The 17,085-nt window shown below is 63.2% G+C and carries 17 protein-coding genes; 7 read left to right on the top strand and 10 right to left on the bottom strand.

All coding sequences use genetic code 11. The annotated features are described in order from the left end of the window. Window positions 1-325: 325 nt before the first annotated feature. The 4 genes from ACFUOZ_RS13775 to ACFUOZ_RS13760 are packed head-to-tail and all read right to left on the bottom strand — an operon-like array spanning window position 326 to window position 4,397. On the bottom strand, window positions 326-1,096 hold the full coding sequence (locus ACFUOZ_RS13775) for an ABC transporter ATP-binding protein (RefSeq protein WP_377549029.1): 771 nt from the start codon (window positions 1,094-1,096) through the stop codon (window positions 326-328). Beyond that, on the bottom strand, window positions 1,093-2,145 hold the full coding sequence (locus ACFUOZ_RS13770; protein WP_377549027.1) for an ABC transporter ATP-binding protein: 1,053 nt from the start codon (window positions 2,143-2,145) through the stop codon (window positions 1,093-1,095). Before ACFUOZ_RS13770 ends, ACFUOZ_RS13775 begins: the two co-directional genes overlap by 4 nt. After that, window positions 2,142-3,110 (bottom strand): branched-chain amino acid ABC transporter permease, encoded by a 969-nt coding sequence (locus ACFUOZ_RS13765; protein WP_377549024.1) that lies wholly within the window; start codon window positions 3,108-3,110, stop codon window positions 2,142-2,144. Before ACFUOZ_RS13765 ends, ACFUOZ_RS13770 begins: the two co-directional genes overlap by 4 nt. Window positions 3,111-3,119: 9 nt before the next feature. Then, window positions 3,120-4,397: a branched-chain amino acid ABC transporter permease gene (locus ACFUOZ_RS13760; RefSeq protein ID WP_377549021.1), complete on the bottom strand. Its 1,278-nt coding sequence runs from the start codon at window positions 4,395-4,397 to the stop codon at window positions 3,120-3,122. Between the two features lie 477 nt (window positions 4,398-4,874). Between ACFUOZ_RS13760 and ACFUOZ_RS13755 the strand changes: the two genes are divergently transcribed. Beyond that, on the top strand, window positions 4,875-5,783 hold the full coding sequence (locus ACFUOZ_RS13755) for a Bax inhibitor-1/YccA family protein (RefSeq protein ID WP_377549019.1): 909 nt from the start codon (window positions 4,875-4,877) through the stop codon (window positions 5,781-5,783). Between the two features lie 60 nt (window positions 5,784-5,843). On the opposite strand, the gene ACFUOZ_RS13750 is transcribed toward ACFUOZ_RS13755, so the two are convergent. The 3 genes from ACFUOZ_RS13750 to galT are packed head-to-tail and all read right to left on the bottom strand — an operon-like array spanning window position 5,844 to window position 9,441. Then, window positions 5,844-7,082, bottom strand: coding sequence for an acetyl-CoA C-acetyltransferase (locus ACFUOZ_RS13750; RefSeq protein WP_377549016.1), 1,239 nt, complete (start codon window positions 7,080-7,082; stop codon window positions 5,844-5,846). Between the two features lie 53 nt (window positions 7,083-7,135). Continuing rightward, window positions 7,136-8,296: a galactokinase gene (gene galK, locus ACFUOZ_RS13745; RefSeq protein ID WP_377549013.1), complete on the bottom strand. Its 1,161-nt coding sequence runs from the start codon at window positions 8,294-8,296 to the stop codon at window positions 7,136-7,138. Continuing rightward, window positions 8,293-9,441 (bottom strand): galactose-1-phosphate uridylyltransferase, encoded by a 1,149-nt coding sequence (gene galT, locus ACFUOZ_RS13740; protein ID WP_377549011.1) that lies wholly within the window; start codon window positions 9,439-9,441, stop codon window positions 8,293-8,295. Before galT ends, galK begins: the two co-directional genes overlap by 4 nt. Before the next feature lie 123 nt (window positions 9,442-9,564). Here galT and ACFUOZ_RS13735 point away from each other — a divergent pair, with 123 nt between their 5' ends. From ACFUOZ_RS13735 to ACFUOZ_RS13720, 4 genes are read left to right on the top strand one after another with little or no spacing between them, the layout of a single operon-like run. After that, window positions 9,565-10,515, top strand: a complete 951-nt coding sequence (locus tag ACFUOZ_RS13735) for an aldose 1-epimerase family protein (protein WP_377549009.1) — start codon at window positions 9,565-9,567, stop codon at window positions 10,513-10,515. Window positions 10,516-10,574: 59 nt separating this feature from the next. Then, window positions 10,575-11,855 (top strand): AI-2E family transporter, encoded by a 1,281-nt coding sequence (locus tag ACFUOZ_RS13730; RefSeq protein WP_377549007.1) that lies wholly within the window; start codon window positions 10,575-10,577, stop codon window positions 11,853-11,855. Between the two features lie 3 nt (window positions 11,856-11,858). Continuing rightward, on the top strand, window positions 11,859-13,097 hold the full coding sequence (gene ilvA / locus ACFUOZ_RS13725) for a threonine ammonia-lyase (protein WP_377549005.1): 1,239 nt from the start codon (window positions 11,859-11,861) through the stop codon (window positions 13,095-13,097). Between the two features lie 14 nt (window positions 13,098-13,111). Continuing rightward, window positions 13,112-13,735 (top strand): rhomboid family intramembrane serine protease, encoded by a 624-nt coding sequence (locus ACFUOZ_RS13720; RefSeq protein ID WP_377549002.1) that lies wholly within the window; start codon window positions 13,112-13,114, stop codon window positions 13,733-13,735. 143 nt (window positions 13,736-13,878) lie between these two features. Here ACFUOZ_RS13720 and greA read toward each other — a convergent pair whose 3' ends face one another. Together greA and ACFUOZ_RS13710 are read right to left on the bottom strand one after the other, a co-directional pair. Next, a complete protein-coding gene (gene greA, locus ACFUOZ_RS13715; protein WP_144661899.1) occupies window positions 13,879-14,373 on the bottom strand; it encodes a transcription elongation factor GreA in 495 nt (164 codons plus the stop codon). 152 nt (window positions 14,374-14,525) lie between these two features. Next, window positions 14,526-14,984: a DUF4307 domain-containing protein gene (locus ACFUOZ_RS13710; protein WP_377548999.1), complete on the bottom strand. Its 459-nt coding sequence runs from the start codon at window positions 14,982-14,984 to the stop codon at window positions 14,526-14,528. Between the two features lie 87 nt (window positions 14,985-15,071). On the opposite strand from ACFUOZ_RS13710, the gene mca reads away from it, so the two are divergent. Next, window positions 15,072-15,977 carry a mycothiol conjugate amidase Mca gene (gene mca / locus ACFUOZ_RS13705; RefSeq protein WP_377548996.1) on the top strand — a complete coding sequence of 302 codons (906 nt, stop codon included), beginning with the start codon at window positions 15,072-15,074 and terminating at the stop codon, window positions 15,975-15,977. A gap of 107 nt (window positions 15,978-16,084) precedes the next feature. Then, window positions 16,085-16,390, top strand: coding sequence for a hypothetical protein (locus ACFUOZ_RS13700; RefSeq protein ID WP_377548993.1), 306 nt, complete (start codon window positions 16,085-16,087; stop codon window positions 16,388-16,390). A gap of 37 nt (window positions 16,391-16,427) precedes the next feature. On the opposite strand, the gene ACFUOZ_RS13695 is transcribed toward ACFUOZ_RS13700, so the two are convergent. Beyond that, window positions 16,428-17,069: a hemolysin III family protein gene (locus ACFUOZ_RS13695; RefSeq protein ID WP_377548990.1), complete on the bottom strand. Its 642-nt coding sequence runs from the start codon at window positions 17,067-17,069 to the stop codon at window positions 16,428-16,430. Window positions 17,070-17,085: the final 16 nt, after the last annotated feature.

Here is a 17,085-nt window from a genome sequence, read left to right as displayed (position 1 = left end):
GGGTCACTTATGGCCCCTTCAAAGGCCAAACATGGGCCATAAGTGACCCCGCGTTGCCTGTGTCGCGGGGCGGGAGGTTCGACGGCGGTGCTTGGGTGAGGGCCGCCGTCGTCGGTTTGTCATTGGTGCGGCAGGTGCGGCTGCGACCGACTTTGGGCACCCTCTTTGCCCGGCGCGCGGGTTTCGCGGCGTGTTCGGGTGGGGTGGGCGCTCAAAGTGGGTCGTGGCGGCCCGTATAAGTGCGGGAGGGTGCCCTGGCAAGCAAAAGGGCGGGTCCGGGATCAGGAACCTGATCCCGGACCCGCCCTTCGGCTGGTGGCAGTTGCTAGACCTCGTCGGCCAACGTGCCGAGGTAGAGCTGAATGACCTTGGGGTCCTTCATCAGCTCGCGGCCAGTGCCCGTGTACGCGTCCTTGCCCTGGTCCAGGACGTAGCCGCGATCGCAGATCTGGAGGCAACGGCGGGCATTCTGTTCCACCATGATCACCGATACTCCGGCACGGTTGATTTCGTGGACCCGGAGGAAGGTCTCGTCCTGCTTGACGGGGGACAGGCCTGCGGATGGCTCATCCAGGAGCAGCACCGCAGGATCCATCATGAGTGCCCGGCCCATGGCCACCATCTGGCGTTCGCCACCGGAGAGGGAACCGGCACGCTGTGCGCGCCGCTTTGCCAGTTCAGGGAACAGGCCGGCGACGAAGTCAAAGCGTTCGGCGAACACCTTGGGCCGCTGGAACATGCCCATTTGAAGGTTCTCTTCAATGGTCAACGTGGCAAACACGTTGTTGGTTTGGGGCACGAAGCCCACGCCCTGGGTGACCAGCTTGTTGGCCTTCAGCCCTGTGAGGTCCTGCCCACGCACGACAACGGTGCCGGAGTGGACCTTGACCAGGCCGAACATGGCTTTCAACAGCGTCGACTTGCCGGCGCCGTTGGGGCCGATAATGCCGATAAGTTCGCCCTTGCGGGCTTCGATGCTGCAGCCGTTCAGGATGTTGACACCCGGAATGTACCCGGCGACCAGGTTGGTGACCTTGACCACGGCCTCGCCCGTCGGGGCGGGAGCCGGAGCCGGTATTGCACTGGTGCTGCTCATTTGCCCTCCTCTTTCCTGGGATCGACGGTAGTGGGGTCGACGGTAGTGGGGTCGGTTGCAGCCGGCTCAACTGCAGTGGGTTCAGGGATGTCGGACAGGATGCCGGCATCTTCGGTTCCGACGACGGACTCGTCATCAGCCTCAAGTTCGGCCTCGAGTTCCTTGATGCCTTCGGCGTCGCCGAGGTCGACATCGTGGTGGGCGCCAAGGTAGGCGTCGATGACGGCAGGGTTCTTCATGACTTCGCCGGGAGGTCCTTCGGCTACAACCTTGCCTTCTGCCATGACGACCACCCAGTCGGCGATGTGGCGGACCATGTTCATGTCGTGCTCAACGAACAGCACGGTCATGCCTTCGGCTTTGAGGTTCTTGATGTGGTCCAGCAGCGATTGCGTCAGGGCAGGGTTAACGCCGGCCATCGGCTCATCGAGCATGACGAGCTTGGGCTTCACCATCAAAGAGCGCGCCATCTCCAGGAGCTTGCGCTGGCCACCGGAGAGCGACGCCGCGTAGTCGTCCTTCTTGGCATCCAGCTTGAACTTCTCCAGCAGGATATTGGCTTGGGCTGTGATCTCCTTTTCACGGCCGCCCCAGATGCCTTTGAAGAGGGCTTTGGAGAGCCGTTCGCCGGGCTGGTTGGCTGCGCCGAGCCGCATGTTTTCCATGACGGTAAGCTTGCCCATCACCTTGGTCAACTGGAAGGTCCGGACCATGCCCATTCGTGCCACTTTGTAGGAGGAAACGCCCGCAAGGCTGTTGCCTTCAAACTGCCACTTGCCGGTGTTGGGAGTATCGAAGCCCGTCAGCAGGTTGAAGAGCGTCGTCTTGCCCGCACCGTTGGGTCCGATCAACGCCGTGATCTTGTGACGGGGGATTTCGAGATATTCCACGTCAACGGCATTGATGCCGCCAAATGAACGCGTCACGTCCTCTGCCACCACGATCGGATCGCGCTTCTTGCAACCGGGGGCATTTTCCCCGACTGCGATGGGCCGCGAATCAGTCATGTAGTCGATATTTTCGGTATTACGTTCGTTGGTCTCACTCATGCGAAAGCAAGCTCCTTCTTATTGCCGAACACGCCCTGCGGGCGGAAGATCATCAGGAGCATCAGGGCTACGCCCACCAGGATGTAGCGCAGCTGGCCGGCCTGGACTGTTGTTAGCCAGGTGATGACTCCCGATTCGATGAGGCCGTAGAGCAGGCTCTGGGTCAGGGAGAGCACAACCCAGAAGATCATCGCTCCGATGACCGGCCCCAGTACCGTGGCCATGCCGCCCAGCAGGAGGCAGGTCCAGAGGAAGAACGTCAGTTCCGTGCCGTAGTTGGATGGTTGGACAGCGCCACGGGGGAGGGTGAAGATCATGCCGGCCAGGGCGCCGAGGACACCGCCGATAATGAGGGCTTGCATCTTGTACGAGTAAACGTTCTTGCCGAGCGACCGCACGGCGTTCTCGTCTTCCCTGATGCCCTTCAGGACGCGGCCCCACGGGCTGCGCATCAGCAACCACACCAGGACACAGCACACCGCCACCAGGCCCCAACCGACCACGCGGATGAAGAAATCGCGGTTGTTCATGCCCATGTAGGACCCTTCGGGGAACGGGTTCATGGCGTAGAACGTGTTCTCGAAGGCAGCCAGGCCGTTGGCCGAGCCAGTCACGCTGGTGAGCTGGTTGGTGGTGACCACATAGCGGACAATCTCGGCGGCTGCGATGGTGACGATAGCCAGGTAGTCCGCGCGGAGCCGGAGGGTGGGAATACCCAGGATAAAGGCGAAGATGACCGAACAGATGACCGATATCAGCAGGGCAACGAAGAACGGGGCGTCGAAGGTCAGGGTCGAGATGGCGAAGCCGTAGGCGCCTACAGCCATGAAGCCTGCCTGGCCGAAGTTCAGGAGGCCCGAGTAGCCGAAGTGAACGGCAAGGCCCAAAGCGGCAAGCGCGTAGGCCGCCGTCGTCGGACTGAAAAGTTCGCCAAGGGCGCTGGAAAGAATGAATCCGAAGTCCATGGCCCGCTCCTAACCCACACGCTCACGCCGGCCGAGGATACCCTGCGGTCGGAACAAAAGGACAACGATCATGATGAAGAGGGCGCCAACGTACTTGAGGTCGGCAGGAAGGCCGAAAACAGTCGTCAGCTCCACGAAGATGCCTACGACGATCGAACCGATCAGTGCGCCGAACACCGTGCCCAGGCCACCGAGCGTCACGCCCGCGAAGATCAGCAACAGGATTTGCGAGCCCATATCGAAGGTGACACCGGGCCTGTAGTACGCCCAGAGGATGCCGCCAAGGGAGGCCAGGACGCCGCCCACGATCCACACGATGCGGATCACCGAGTCGACATCGATGCCGGATGCCGCAGCCAGGGCGGGGTTATCGGCCACCGCGCGGGTTGCCTTGCCCAGGCGGGTCTTCAGCAGGATGAAGCCGATCAAGGCGATCACGACGGCGCTGATGACCAGTGACCACAGGTTGTTAGGCGAGATGGAGACGGGGCCGATCTGGATTTCTGCGCTTTGGGCCCCCGGCAGCTGCTGTGTCGCGCCGCCGAAGAAGAACTGGATGACGTACCGGATGGCAAGGGCAAGGCCGATGCTGACGATCATCATGGGGACCAGGCCGGAGCCGCGCCGTCTCAGCGGCCGCCAAAGACCCGCGTCCTGGACGTAGCCGAAGAGCCCGCCACCGACCAGGGCCAGCAGGATTGCGAGCCAGAAGGGGAATCCGAAACCATTGAACATGAAAACGAGTACGGCACCGAGGGTGACCATCTCACCGTGGGCGAAGTTGGTAAGGCCTGTGGTTCCGAAGATCAGGGAAAGTCCCACGGCAGCCAGGGCCAGAAGGAGGCCGAAGCTCAATCCCGCAACAAGGCGGTTCAGGAGATTCTGTCCAAAGTCCTGTTGCTGGACCACGATGCCTTTACCGAAGGCGAAGATGACTGACAGGTTGGACGTTTGGCTGAACGTCACGTTCCGGGGATTCTCCTGGCCGTCAGCGAGCTTGATGCCATCAGGCAGCGTTGAGGTATCAAGCTCTACCTTGTAGGTGCCCTGGACAGGGACACCGATGCTCCACGCTCCGTTGGATCCCGAGGTGGCTTCACCTTCGAATCCGTTGCCGGAAGCCTTGATCTTCACACCCGGTATTGGGGCGCGGGCATCGTCGCGGAGGAAGCCGCTGATGCTGTTTTGGAAATTGGTGGCGGATGGCGAAGGCGAGGGGGTGGTTGCCTCCGCCGCGGGGGCGGCGATCAGCAGTACAGCAAGGAGGGAAGCAAACAGCGCCCCCATTGCTCTCTGCAGTCCCTTGGACCGTCTGATGGACGGGTCGCGCAGTGTGCTTCTCAAAATGGAAACCTCCACAGTGGGGGTGGTCCCGGCTGCGCCATTGCAGCCGGTGCGAACGGGTCATGGGGCTTATGAACAGTACTTGCCTAGCTGCCTCAATTGTGATCTAAGTCACCCATGTGTGGCCTATGTTACCGCTCGTGGAGTCGAATGAATGCCCAGTTCGGGGGTGCGAAGATCGCGATCAGATAACAACTGTGAAGCTATAGGCAACTATTGATGTAGGAACCCTTAATGAAACTTTTGTTGTACGCCGGTGGACCTAAAGTTTCATGTCGGCAAGCTGCACGCTCTGCCATTTCTGCCCGCGGGTCACGGTTGGGTGTCGTCTCGGTAAACAAGGGAACTTTCCCTGCCGCGCAAGCGTGGTAATTGGTACCGTGAACTATCACTTAGCCCTTTCTCAGGAGGACACCCGTAATGGCACTTGGCGGCAACCCAGTCTTCAACGGAAAGAATTTCCGTGGAGCAAAGCAGGCCCCGCCTGTACCGCACAATCCGTACGGCCAGCAATTTAACCCCGCTGGCCGGGCGCCCGGACAGGTCATGGACGGCCAGGCCGCATGGTCTGCGCAGCAGCAGAGCATGACCAACGAGCAACTGCAGCAGATGTACAACCAGCCGGCGGCAGGCCCCGCTGACACCGGCCGGATGACCTACGACGACGTCATCATGAAGACCGTCGCCTGCCTGGTCGTGCTCGTGATCGGCGCAGCCGTGACACTGTTTGTGGCTCCCGGCTTGTCCAGCTTGCTGATGATCGTTGGTGCACTGGGCGGCTTCGTCCTCGCGCTGGTCAACACGTTCAAGAAGCAGCCCTCACCGGCCCTGATCCTTGCTTACGCCGGACTCGAGGGCCTGTTCCTTGGTGGCCTTACCCGCATCCTGGACGGCATGTACCCGGGCGTTGGCCTGCAGGCCGTCATCGGTACCCTGGCGGTCTTCGGCGTCACGCTGGTGCTGTTCAAGAGCGGCAAGGTGCGCGCAACGCCCAAACTGATGCGGTTCTTCATGATCGCGACCATCGGCTACGCAGTCTTCGCGCTGATCAACCTGGTCATGATGTGGACCGGCGCGGTGCAGGAGCCTTTCGGCCTCCGCACCAGCATCACGATTGCCGGCATCCCGCTGGGTGTCTTCATCGGTATCCTGGCCATCGGTCTCGCGGCGTTCTCGCTCATCATGGACTTCACCAGCATCGAAGAAGGCGTGCGTGCGGGCGCTCCGGAGCGTTACTCCTGGGTTGCCGCATTCGGTCTGACAGTGACGCTGGTTTGGCTCTACGTCGAAATCATCCGCTTGCTGGCTATCCTACGAGGCGACGACTAGTCACCAATGCACCAAACGAAAAATGCCCCCGAAGCAATTCGGGGGCATTTTTTTGTCGAACTAACTCAACCGTTCGAAAACAACCGCCATGCCCTGGCCCCCGCCAACGCAGAGCGTTGCCAGCCCCAGTGTCCCGTTGCGCTCCACCAAGCCGTTGAGCAGCGTGCTGGTCATCCGTGCACCGGTCATGCCAAAAGGGTGCCCAAGCGCGATGGCTCCGCCGTGGACATTGAGCTTGTCGGGATCGATTCCCAGTTCGCGGGCGCTGGCGATTACCTGAACGGCAAAGGCCTCGTTGAGCTCCACGAGGTCGATGTCGTCCATGGTCAGTCCGGCCAACGCCAAAGCACGCCGTGTGGATTCCACCGGACCCATGCCCATGAGCTCCGGGGAGAGGGCGCTGACGCCGGTCGACACCACTCGTGCCAGTGGTTTCAGTCCAAGTTCGCGGGCCCGGGTGTCGCTCATGACCACCACGGCCGCCGCGCCATCGTTGAGGGGACAGGCGTTGCCGGCCGTGACGGTTCCGCCAGGCCGGAAGACAGGCTGCAGCGCGGACACCGCTTCCAGGGTCACTCCTGCCCTGGGTGAATCGTCGCGGTCCACCACCGCCCCGTCCTTGCGGGTGTAGGGAGTGATGTCCCGGGCGTAGAAACCGGACGCGATGGCTGCCTCGGTCCGGTTCTGGCTCAGCACGCCCCACCGGTCCTGCTCGGCGCGGCTGATGCCGTGGCTGGTGGCAACGTTCTCCGCCGTCTGGCCCATGGAAATGTAGATGTCCGGCAGACGGCCGCCAAGCCGGGGATCGGTCCACGGAATGTTGGAGGCTGCCCGGGATGCAGTGCGCTGTGCAGCGGCCTCGAAGGCGGGGTTGTGGTTGGAAGTGTCGGTTTCTCCTGCCCCCACCCAGTTCTGGTAGCGGGAGACGCTCTCCACCCCGGCAGCGACGATCGCGTGCGCTTCTCCGGACTTGATGGCATGGAAGGCCATCCTCAGGGTCTGGAGGCTCGACGCACAGAAGCGGTTGATGGTCGCCCCGGGCACCCTGTCCAGCCCGGCCAGGACCGCCACCACGCGGGCCATGTTGGATCCGGCCTCGCCACTGGGTTCGGCGCAACCAAGGAGGATGTCGTCCAATCCCCGCCCGTCCTCGGCTCCGGGGTCGAAGCCCGGGATCCTGGCCAGGGCGGCCTCTACCATGGCCGTGGCGAGGTCGTCGGGGCGCTCGTCCTTGAGGGAGCCTTTGAAGGCGCGGCCTATGGGGCTTCTGGCGGTGGAAACAATGACAGCCTCAGTCATGGCCCCAGCTTACGCCCGGCGTCCTTTTGCGGGCCGGGCGTAAGACATGCCGCTCAGGAAAGCCGAAGGGCACCGGCGGCGGGGGTCACAGTGAAGATGTCCGGTGTAGTGAAGCCCGCCTCCGTGAAGGAACGCACGACGGCGTCCCTCACCTGCCGCTCCCGGCCCACCGGAGTCAGCGCAATGGCCGAGCCGCCGAAGCCGCCGCCGGTCATTCGCGCACCGATGGCGCCGTTTTCCTTGGCGGTGGCCACGGCGAGATCGAGTTCCGGGCAAGAGATCTCAAAGTCGTCCCGCATGGAAACGTGGCTGGCATCAAGCAGGGGCCCAATGCTCGCGGGACCCTGCGCGCCAAGAACTTCGACTGTCTGGAGCACGCGATCGTTTTCCGTCACAACGTGTCGGACCCGTTTCAGTGTGGTCTCATCCATCAGCCCTGAAGCTTCCTCCAAGCGCTCGACGCCGACGTCGCGCAGTGTTTTGACGCCAAGGATCTCGGCACCCAGCTCGCAGGACGCGCGCCTGGAGGCGTAACCGCCGTCGGCATGTGAGTGGGAGACCTTGGTGTCGATGACCAGCAGGACCAGATCCGAGGCCTCGGCGTCGAAAGGGACCAGTTCAACATGCTGGTCCCGGCAATCGAGGAAGACGGCGTGGCCCTTGGCGCCGCGCAGCGATGCCGACTGGTCCATGATCCCCGTTGGTGCGCCCACAAAGACGTTTTCCGCACGCTGGGTGGCGAGCACCAGCTCCTCGGGCTCAAAGCCCGCACCTGTGAGCTCGTTGAGGGCTGAGATGACTGCGCACTCGATGGCATGGGAGGAGGACAGCCCCGCGCCCAAGGGGACATCCGAGTCCAGCAGGAGGTCGAAACCGGGGACGGTGACGCCACGTTCCTGCAAGGCCCAGGCGACTCCAAGTGGGTAGCGGGACCAGCCATCGCCCGAGCCGGGTTCCAGGCCCTCCAGGTCGGCCTCCACCATGCCATGCCCGCCGAAAGTGGAGAGCATTCGCACGGTTGAATCGTCGCGGACCCGCAAAGCCACCTTCGCTGTCCTGTCGATGGCGAAGGGGAGCACGAAGCCCTCGTTGTAGTCCGTGTGCTCGCCGATCAGGTTGACGCGTCCTGGCGCCTGCCACACGCCGTCGGGAGCGGCTCCAAAGGTTGCCTGGAAGCGGGCAGTGAGTGCGGTGGCGTCCGCGGTGGTGGTCATGCTCGGCTGCCTTCCATGGTTTTGCCGGTGGACGGTGCAGCAACGCTGCGGAGCAGCTCCGCCACAGCTTCCGGTGTGGTGTCGTTGATGAAGGCGCCCATGGCTGCCTCTGATCCTGCAAGGTACTTGAGCTTATCGGCTGCGCGCCTCGGCGAGGTCAACTGGAGGTGCAGCTGGCCCGCGGGCCGGAGTACAGGGTCCAGGGGTGCCTGGTGCCAAGCGGAAATGTACGGCATGGGAGTGGGGTAGAGGGAGTCGAGTCGCTTCAGCAGGTCCAGGTAGACGTGGGAAAGTTCGTCGCGTTCCTCGCCGGTCAGGGCAGCGAGGTCAGGGACGCTGCGGTGCGGTACCAGGTGGATTTCCAGGGGCCAGCGGGCTGCGAAAGGGACGTAGGCGCTGAAGTGCCTGGCCTCGAGAACCATCCGGCTGCCGTCGTTGCGTTCGGCCCTGAGCAGCGAAGCCGCGAGCGTTTCTTTCGCGTCGACGTCGTCGTAATACTTCCGGGCCACAGCGCCAAGCTGGGCCGCGCGCGGCGTCACGTAGGGGTAGGCGTAAATCTGGCCGTGCGGGTGGTGCAGGGTGACGCCGATGTCGGCACCGCGGTTTTCAAAGGGGAATACCTGCTTGATGCCGGGAAGTGCGCTCAGCGCACCGGTCCGCTGGGCCCACGCTTCGATCACAGTGCGGGCGCGGGTTTCGCCCAGCTCCGCGAAGGAGCCCGTGTGCTGCGGCGTGAAGGAGACGACCTCGCAGCGGCCAAAAGCCGGGCCGGTGATGCCGTGGCCGCTTTGCCCCGCCGCGGGCCCGCCGGGAATGTCGCCCAATGCCGGTCCCAGGGAGGGGAATCGGTTCTCAAACACCACTACGTCGTAGTCCGACGCCGGTATTTCAGAGGGGTTCGCGGGAGTCGTGGGGCAGATGGGGCACTGATCCGCCGGGGGCAGGTGGGTGCGGCTTTGCCGGTGGGCGGCGATGGCGACCCAGTCTCCGGACAGGGCGTCGTATCTGACATCACCAGGCACGCCTCGGGCAGGAAGGGGGCGGTGATCCACCAAGGAATCCGGTGTCCTCTCCGGCGTTCCGGGGTCGTCGAAGTAGATCAGCTCTCGGCTGTCCGCTAGGCGGGTGGTAGTGATGCGACTCATGAATCCATCATTCCACAACTGACCAAAAACGCATAGTTTCTAACAAAAGCAAACATGGCTGGACGCTTGTCCCATGCCCGGTTGTGTTGCGGAATCGTTTGAGGAATGCAGTACCGTAATGCCATGCCTGCCTCTTCGTTGCCAGCCGACAGCGCCCACCAGCCCCAGCCACGCCGTTTCGCAACTGGCCGGCAATACGAGCTTCGGCGCGAGGACGCCGTCGCCATTGTCACTGAACTCGCTGCAGGACTGCGGCTCTACTCACGCGGTGGTGTCCAGCTGACAGAGACGTACGGCGACGACGAAATATCTCCTGGCGCCACAGGCATCACGCTGGCGCCCTGGGCCAACCGGGTGGAGGACGGGATCTGGTACCTCGATGGCAAGAAGCAGCAACTGGACATCACCGAGGTTTCGCGGAACAACGCCAGCCACGGACTGCTGCGCAATACCGGCTATGAGCTGGTGGATGAATCGGAATTCTCCATAACCCTCGAAGCCACGGTCTTTCCCCAGCACGGGTACCCGTTCCTGGTCCAGCACCGGGTGCGCTACGAGCTCGATGACGCCCTGGACCTCCGCGTTTCGCAAACGCTGGTCAACCAGTCGCAGAGCCCCGCGCCATTTGTCCTGGGCGCCCATCCTTACCTACGGCTCGGCGACACCGCCCCCGAAGACCTGGTACTCACGGTCAATGCGCGCACCCGCCTTGTAGCCGATGACCGGTTGATCCCACGCAGCACTGCCCCCGCGGATGGCCCCTACGACTTCTCGTCCGGTACCGCGGTAGGTCCGGCGCTCGTGGACGTCGCCTTGACGGATCTTGCGTTCGACGGCGGCGTGGCCCGCCATACGCTCGCCGCTCCGGACGGCCGCAGTGTCAGCCTGGAGCAGGACGAGAACTGCCATTACGTGCATGTCTTCATCACCGACACGTTCCCGGGACGTTCAAAGGCCGTGGCGCTCGAACCCATGACAGGGCCGGCAAACGCATTCAACAGCGGGGACGGTCTCCGGTGGCTGGCGCCGGGCGCCTCATTCACCATGAACTGGGGCATTACCGCGTCCCTTTAGCCCCCGTCCCTGCTGCGGGTCGGTTTCCCATACGGCGCGGGCTGCGGAATTATGGTTTCATGACGCCTACACCGGACGCCAAGCCCCGTTCTGACCGCCAAATCGCCGAGGACATCCCGTACGGGGTGCGCATCGCCGCCGCCTGGTCCTGGCGTGCAGGGCTGATCCTGCTCATGATCGGCGCGCTGGTATGGCTGCTGGGCAAAGTCAGCTTCCTCATCATTCCGGTGATGGTGGCCGCCCTGCTGGCAGGGCTGCTCTATCCGGTGGTGGCCTGGCTGCGAAACCGCAAGATTCCCAACGGGGCCGCCGTTGCCATCACGGTACTTGGCTTCATCGGCGTGATTGCCGGCGCCCTTGCTCTGGTGGGCAGGCAACTTGTCTCAGGCTTCGGCGAGCTTTGGCAGGAGGCCCTCGCTGGGGTCCAGCAAGTCCAGGCCTGGCTGGCCGACGGACCCCTGCACCTGACGGCGGACCAGATCGACAAGTACATCGCCGATGGTGCCAACGCCCTGCAAAACAACAGCAGCAGCATCCTCAGTGGCGCCCTGTCCTTCGGCAGCACCGCCGGCCACTTCGCCGCGGGCCTTGTGCTGGCGTTGTTCATCCTGATCTTCTTCCTGTTGGAAGGGAGCCGGATTTGGGCCTTCCTGGTGCGCCTGCTGCCCAAGGCTGCACGGCGCGCAACGGACGGTGCCGGCCGGCGCGGCTGGACCTCCATGGTCAGTTACGTCCGGATCCAGATGTTCGTGGCGTTCGTGGATGCAGTCGGGATCGGCGTTGGTGCGGCGATCATCCAGGTTCCCTTGGCGCTGCCGCTTGCAGTCCTTGTTTTCATCGGCTCGTTCATCCCTGTGGTGGGTGCCCTGGTCACCGGTGCCATCGCTGTCCTGCTGGCCCTTGTCGCCAACGGTCCCATCAACGCCTTGATCATGCTGGCCATCGTCCTGCTGGTCCAGCAACTTGAAAGCCACATCCTGCAGCCCCTGGTCATGGGCAAGGCCGTGGCGCTCCACCCGGTTGCAGTGATCCTCACGGTGGCCGCCGGCTCGTACCTGGCAGGCATCCCGGGAGCCTTGTTCGCCGTACCGCTGCTCGCCGTAGTAAACACGGCAGTTCGCTACATTGCAGGCCGGACGTGGGAACATGATGAAGGGTTGGGCGGCGTCGAACTCCAAGCGGCGGGCGGTCCGGCCGGTAAGGACGATGACGCCAACTTCAAGGAAGTACACCTTCCCCGGCCCGAATCCCGCCCCGCAAGGGGCGGCGCCGGCAAGACCAAGGCCACAGGCAGTACCTCCGTGGAGAGAACTGTGGCCGACACCGATAAAGGAGAATAGTCAGTGAATACCCTCGATACCCTGCCCGTCACTCTGGACGATGTCCTCAAGGCGCAGGAACTGCTCGAGGGCATTATTACCAAGACTCCGGTGGAGTCGTCGCGGGCGCTGGGCCACCTTGTGGGCGGGAACGTCTTTTTCAAGTGTGAAAACCTGCAACGCGCCGGCTCCTTCAAGGTCCGTGGCGCCTATGTGCGCATGGCACGGCTGACAACCGAGGAAAAGAAGCGCGGCGTCGTGGCGGCCTCGGCCGGTAACCACGCCCAGGGTGTGGCAGTGGCTGCCAAGAGCCTGGGCATCAATGCCCGGATCTACATGCCCCTGGGCGTTGCTCTCCCCAAGCTGGCCGCAACACGCAGCCATGGGGCAGAAGTCATCCTTCATGGCCATAACGTGGACGAGGCCCTTGCCGAAGCCCAGCGCTATGCGAACGAAACCGGGGCCGTCTTCGTGCACCCCTTCGACAACGTTGACGTCGTTGCGGGCCAGGGCACCATCGGATTGGAGATCCTGGACCGGGTTCCCAACGTCGACACCATCCTCATGGGAGTTGGTGGCGGCGGCCTGCTGGCCGGTGTGGCCGTGGCAATCAAGGCCCGCGCCAAGGAGCTTGGCCGTGAGATCAGGGTCATTGGCGTGCAGGCAGAAAATGCCGCAGCGTACCCGCCCTCACTGGCTGCCGACGCCCTGGTGCCACTGAAGAAGGTTTCGACCATGGCTGACGGCATCGCCGTTGGACGGCCGGGACAATTGCCGTTCAGTATCATCCGCGAGCTTGTGGACGATGTGGTCACCGTCAGCGAAGACTCGTTGGCCCGCGCCCTCATCTTCCTGCTGGAGCGGGCCAAGATGGTGGTTGAACCCGCTGGTGCGGTAGGAGTAGCCGCCCTGATGGACGGCAAGATCGAAAACCCGGGGAACACCGCCGTCGTGCTGTCCGGCGGCAACATCGATCCGATGCTTATGCTCAAAGTCATCCAGCGCGGTTTGTCGGCCGCAGGCCGGTTCATGACGGTTCGCATGATGCTCGATGACCGGCCCGGTTCGCTGGCCACCATCGCCCGCATCATCGCCGAGAACGACGCGAACGTCACCGGCCTGGACCATACCCGTCTGGGCGGATCCATCAGCATGGGCGATGTCTCCATCACCATCAACCTGGAAACGAAGGGCCACGAACACGGCGAACAGGTCCTCGGCGCATTGCGGGCCGAGGGCTTCCAGCCCATCGTGGTGCACTGACGGGAGGAGCGCCGATGGTGCTGGGAACACCTGAGGGACCAAAGGCCGACGCCGAGCAATCGCTGGCCGGCCGGGCGAAGGGCGGGCTGCTTTTCATGGGCGGTTTCGTTGTCCTGCTCTATGTCATCGAAATCCTCAACACCCTGATGCGGCACGCCCTTAATGCCACTTTCGGGCTCCGACCCCGTTCCGTGGACGGCTTCCTGGACATCCTGACCTTTCCGTTGCTGCACGCGAACCTCAACCACCTGATTTCCAACACGTTGCCGTTGATTATTTTCGGCTTCCTGGTGTTCTTGTCCGGTATCCGCGTCTTCATCACAGCACTGGCTTTCAGCTGGCTCGGCTCGGGCCTGACGGTGTGGCTCATCGGCGGGGGAGGGGTGACTGTGGGAGCCTCCGGGCTGGTGTTTGGCTTCTTCGCGTTCCTGCTGGTCCGGGGTTTCTTCAACAAGAGCTGGTGGCAGATCCTGCTCTCCGTGGTGTTGTTTATGGCCTACGGCGGCATCTTGTTCGGTGTGCTGCCTACGGTGATGGGCTACATCTCCTGGCAGGCACATCTCGGCGGAGCGGTGGGCGGCATCATCGCCGCCGTGCTGCTGCGCCCCAAGCCCGCCATCGCCATCCCCACCCCCTGACCCAACTGGGTAACAGTACATGCTCCACTGAGCCCTCATTGCGACGTGAGCTGTTACCCAGTTGTGTTGCGGGCACACGAAAAACGCCGGCCCCTCCGCGAAGGCGGGGCCGGCGTCGTGTCTTTTGGTGACCGGGTTGGCGCTTAGCCGGAGTACGGCTTGGCGGAGACGATCTCCACCGCGATTTCCTTGCCGTTCGGAGCGACGTAGCTGAGGCTGTCGCCTTCCTTGTGGCCGATGATGGCTGCACCGAGGGGCGACTTCTCGCTGAAGACATCGAGATCGGAATCTCCGGCAATTTCGCGCGAGCCCAGCAGGAAGGTCTCTTCGTCGCCAGCAATGCGGGCAACAACCAGCATGCCGGGTTCGACGATTCCGTCGTCGGCCGGGGCTTCGCCGACGTGGGCGTCGCGGAGGAGGACGGTCAGCTGGCGGATGCGGGCTTCAATCTTGCCCTGCTCTTCCTTGGCCGCGTGGTAACCGCCGTTTTCCTTGAGGTCGCCTTCCTGGCGGGCAGCTTCGATCTTCTGGACGATTTCCGCCCGGCCAGCGCCGGAAAGGTGGTCCAGCTCAGCCTTCAAGCGGTCGAAAGCTTCCTGGGTAAGCCAAGCCGCAGTGGCGCTGTTGGTGGTAGACACGGATTTCTCCTCTGGATCTGACAATGCAAAAGACCCCGCCTCGCTGGCCACTCGTATAACTCAGTAACCAACTTAACGGGGTGAAGGTTTCATCCATTGTAGTAAATCCTCTGGACGAACCCAAACCCGTTGAGCCGTGGGTCACACAGTTGTTATTTCCCGCTGTCCACAATCCAGCAGTTGTCCACGACGCCGGAGACAGCGGGCGACTCGGTCCGGAGGGTTGTCCGCTGGATGGTGGTCCGCCCGCCATCCGGGGTGTTCTCGGGCTCGTTGGCGCCGATTTCCACCACCTCCCAACCCACCACCGCGAACTTGGAGTCCAGGGCTTTGATGGCGCATTTTGCCGTGGCGCCAGGGGACTTGGTGACCTGATAGTCCACTTCGGCCTGGGTGTCGTCCACCGTGCTGTAGCCGATGTCCTTGAACGTCACAGGAGCCTGGGCGGAGCCGGTCGCCACGTAAGCGGCCAGCCCGATGGCAACCACTAACGCGGCAATGATGATGCTCCGCTTGGTTTTGCGTGTCATGGCGCGCTTTTGACCGCCGTAGCGATTGGCTAGGCTGGTGCTTGCCGGTACTTGGGTGGCCGAAGGATCCTCTGAAGTCACCCATCCAGTTTAGTGCCGAACCGTGTGGCTCCCTGCCGCCCCACGAACCAAACCCTGACACCAGATCCATGAAAGAGGAGCCGTCACGTGAGTGCGTCCAGCAGTTCCGACCAGCAGCTGCGGCTGCTCGCCGTCCACGCCCACCCGGACGATGAATCCAGCAAGGGCGCGGCAACCATGGCGATGTACGCTTCCGCCGGCGTGGAAGTCATGGTCGCCACGTGCACGGATGGCTCCCGCGGAGACATCCAGAATCCCGCCATGGAGGATGCCCCGCATCCCAAGCGCGATATGGCAGGCGCGCGACGCCTTGAGATGGCCAATGCGGCCGCTGTCCTTGGCATCAAGCAGCGTTGGCTCGGCTTCGTGGACTCCGGGCTGCCTGAGGGCGATCCCCTTCCGCCCCTCCCGCCGGGATGCTTCGCATTGCAGCCGTTGGAGCGGGCTACGGCTCCGCTGGTGCGCCTGGTCCGCCAATTCAGGCCCCACGTGATCCTCAGCTATGACGAAAACGGTGGATATCCGCACCCCGACCACATCATGGCCCACAAGGTGGCCGTGGAAGCTTTCGAGGCCGCTGGTGATTCGGAACGGTATCCCGGCATGGGTGAACCATGGACGCCGGACAAGCTCTACTACGACCGCGCCTTCAGCCCCGCACGTTTCCGTGCCCTTCATTTTGCGTTGGAGGAAGCCGGCCTGCAGTCTCCCTATGCCGAGCGGCTTGCGGCGTGGTTGGAGGCCGACGCCGAGGGACACACGCCGCCCGCCGGTGGTCATGAGACCACAACGCAGATTGACTGCGGCGACTTCTTCGAGGTCCGGGACGACGCCCTGCGGGCGCACCGGACCCAGATCGACCCGCTGGGCTTCTTTTTTGCCGTTTCCCCCGAGTTGCAGCGCACCGTTTGGCCGTGGGAGGACTACACGCTGATCAAGTCCCGGGTGGGCTCCGAACTGCCGGAAAAGGACCTGTTCGCAGGGATAAGATAGGAACGCCGGTAGTTTCTATCCTTCGTAGAAATTGCCGGATCGCCCACCAGCATTCCGGTTGCGCTTCGCCGCCCGGCAACGCACCAGCTCCCATAGAAGGTTTGACCGTGCACCACTTAATTCTCGCCCTGACCGTCACTCCGTCGCCCGATCCCACGGGCACGCTGCGGCCTGGCCTGTCCGAGGATCAGGTGACGCCGGGCACGTGGGGCTTCGTCCTCACGGCCTTCATCGTGATCCTCACAACGTTCCTGATCGTGGACATGGTCCGCAGGATCCGGCGCGTTCGCTACCGGGCACAGGTGGAGGAGGCCCGCCTGGCGGCCGAGGCCGGTGGATCTTCCGAGGACGGTAACCGCTATGAAAGCGGCGGTCGCGCCGACGGGAATGACGACGGCGGCCAGGCTCGCTGAAGGTTGCGCGGGACAGTCTCGGGGTAATCGCCCGGGACTAGCTGAGCACTGCCATCATGATGGCGATGAAGTGTGCCGCGAAGGCAAAGACCGTAAACGCGTGGAACAGCTCGTGGAAGCCGAAATGCTGCACGCTGAAGTTCGGCCTTTTGAGGGCATAGAACACGGCGCCGGCAATGTACAGGGCGCCGCCTACGCAAATGAGGATCGCGGCGGGAGCGTTCGCGGCGAAGAATTGCGGAAGGTAGAACAACGCGCCGCACCCGAGGGCGATGTACACCGGTACGTAGAGCCAGCGCGGGGCGTGGGTCCACAACACGCGGAAGAGTACGCCGACGATCGCTCCGGACCACACCAGCCAGAGCAATGTGGTAGCTTCAGGGCGTTCCAGCAGGGACCAGGCCAGCGGTGTATAGCTGCCGGCGATCACCAGCATGATGTTGGTGTGATCCAGTCGCTTGAGCAGCATGCGGACCTTGGGTGACCAGTTTCCCCGGTGGTAGACGGCGCTGACGCCAAACAGCAGGAAACCGGTCAGTGCGTAGATGGCAGAAGTGATTTTGCGGTCCGGAGTTGGCGCAACGGTCACCAGGATGATCCCTGCCGCGAGTGCAAAAGGAGCGGCAACCGCGTGGATCCATCCGCGCCAAAGGGGCTTGGTTTCAAGGAGCTCGGCCATCTTTCAAGGATAACCT

It is taken from the genome of Paenarthrobacter sp. NPDC057355 (assembly GCF_042667405.1).
Taxonomy (GTDB): domain Bacteria; phylum Actinomycetota; class Actinomycetes; order Actinomycetales; family Micrococcaceae; genus Arthrobacter.
This window is presented reverse-complemented; position numbering and strand designations above follow the sequence as displayed.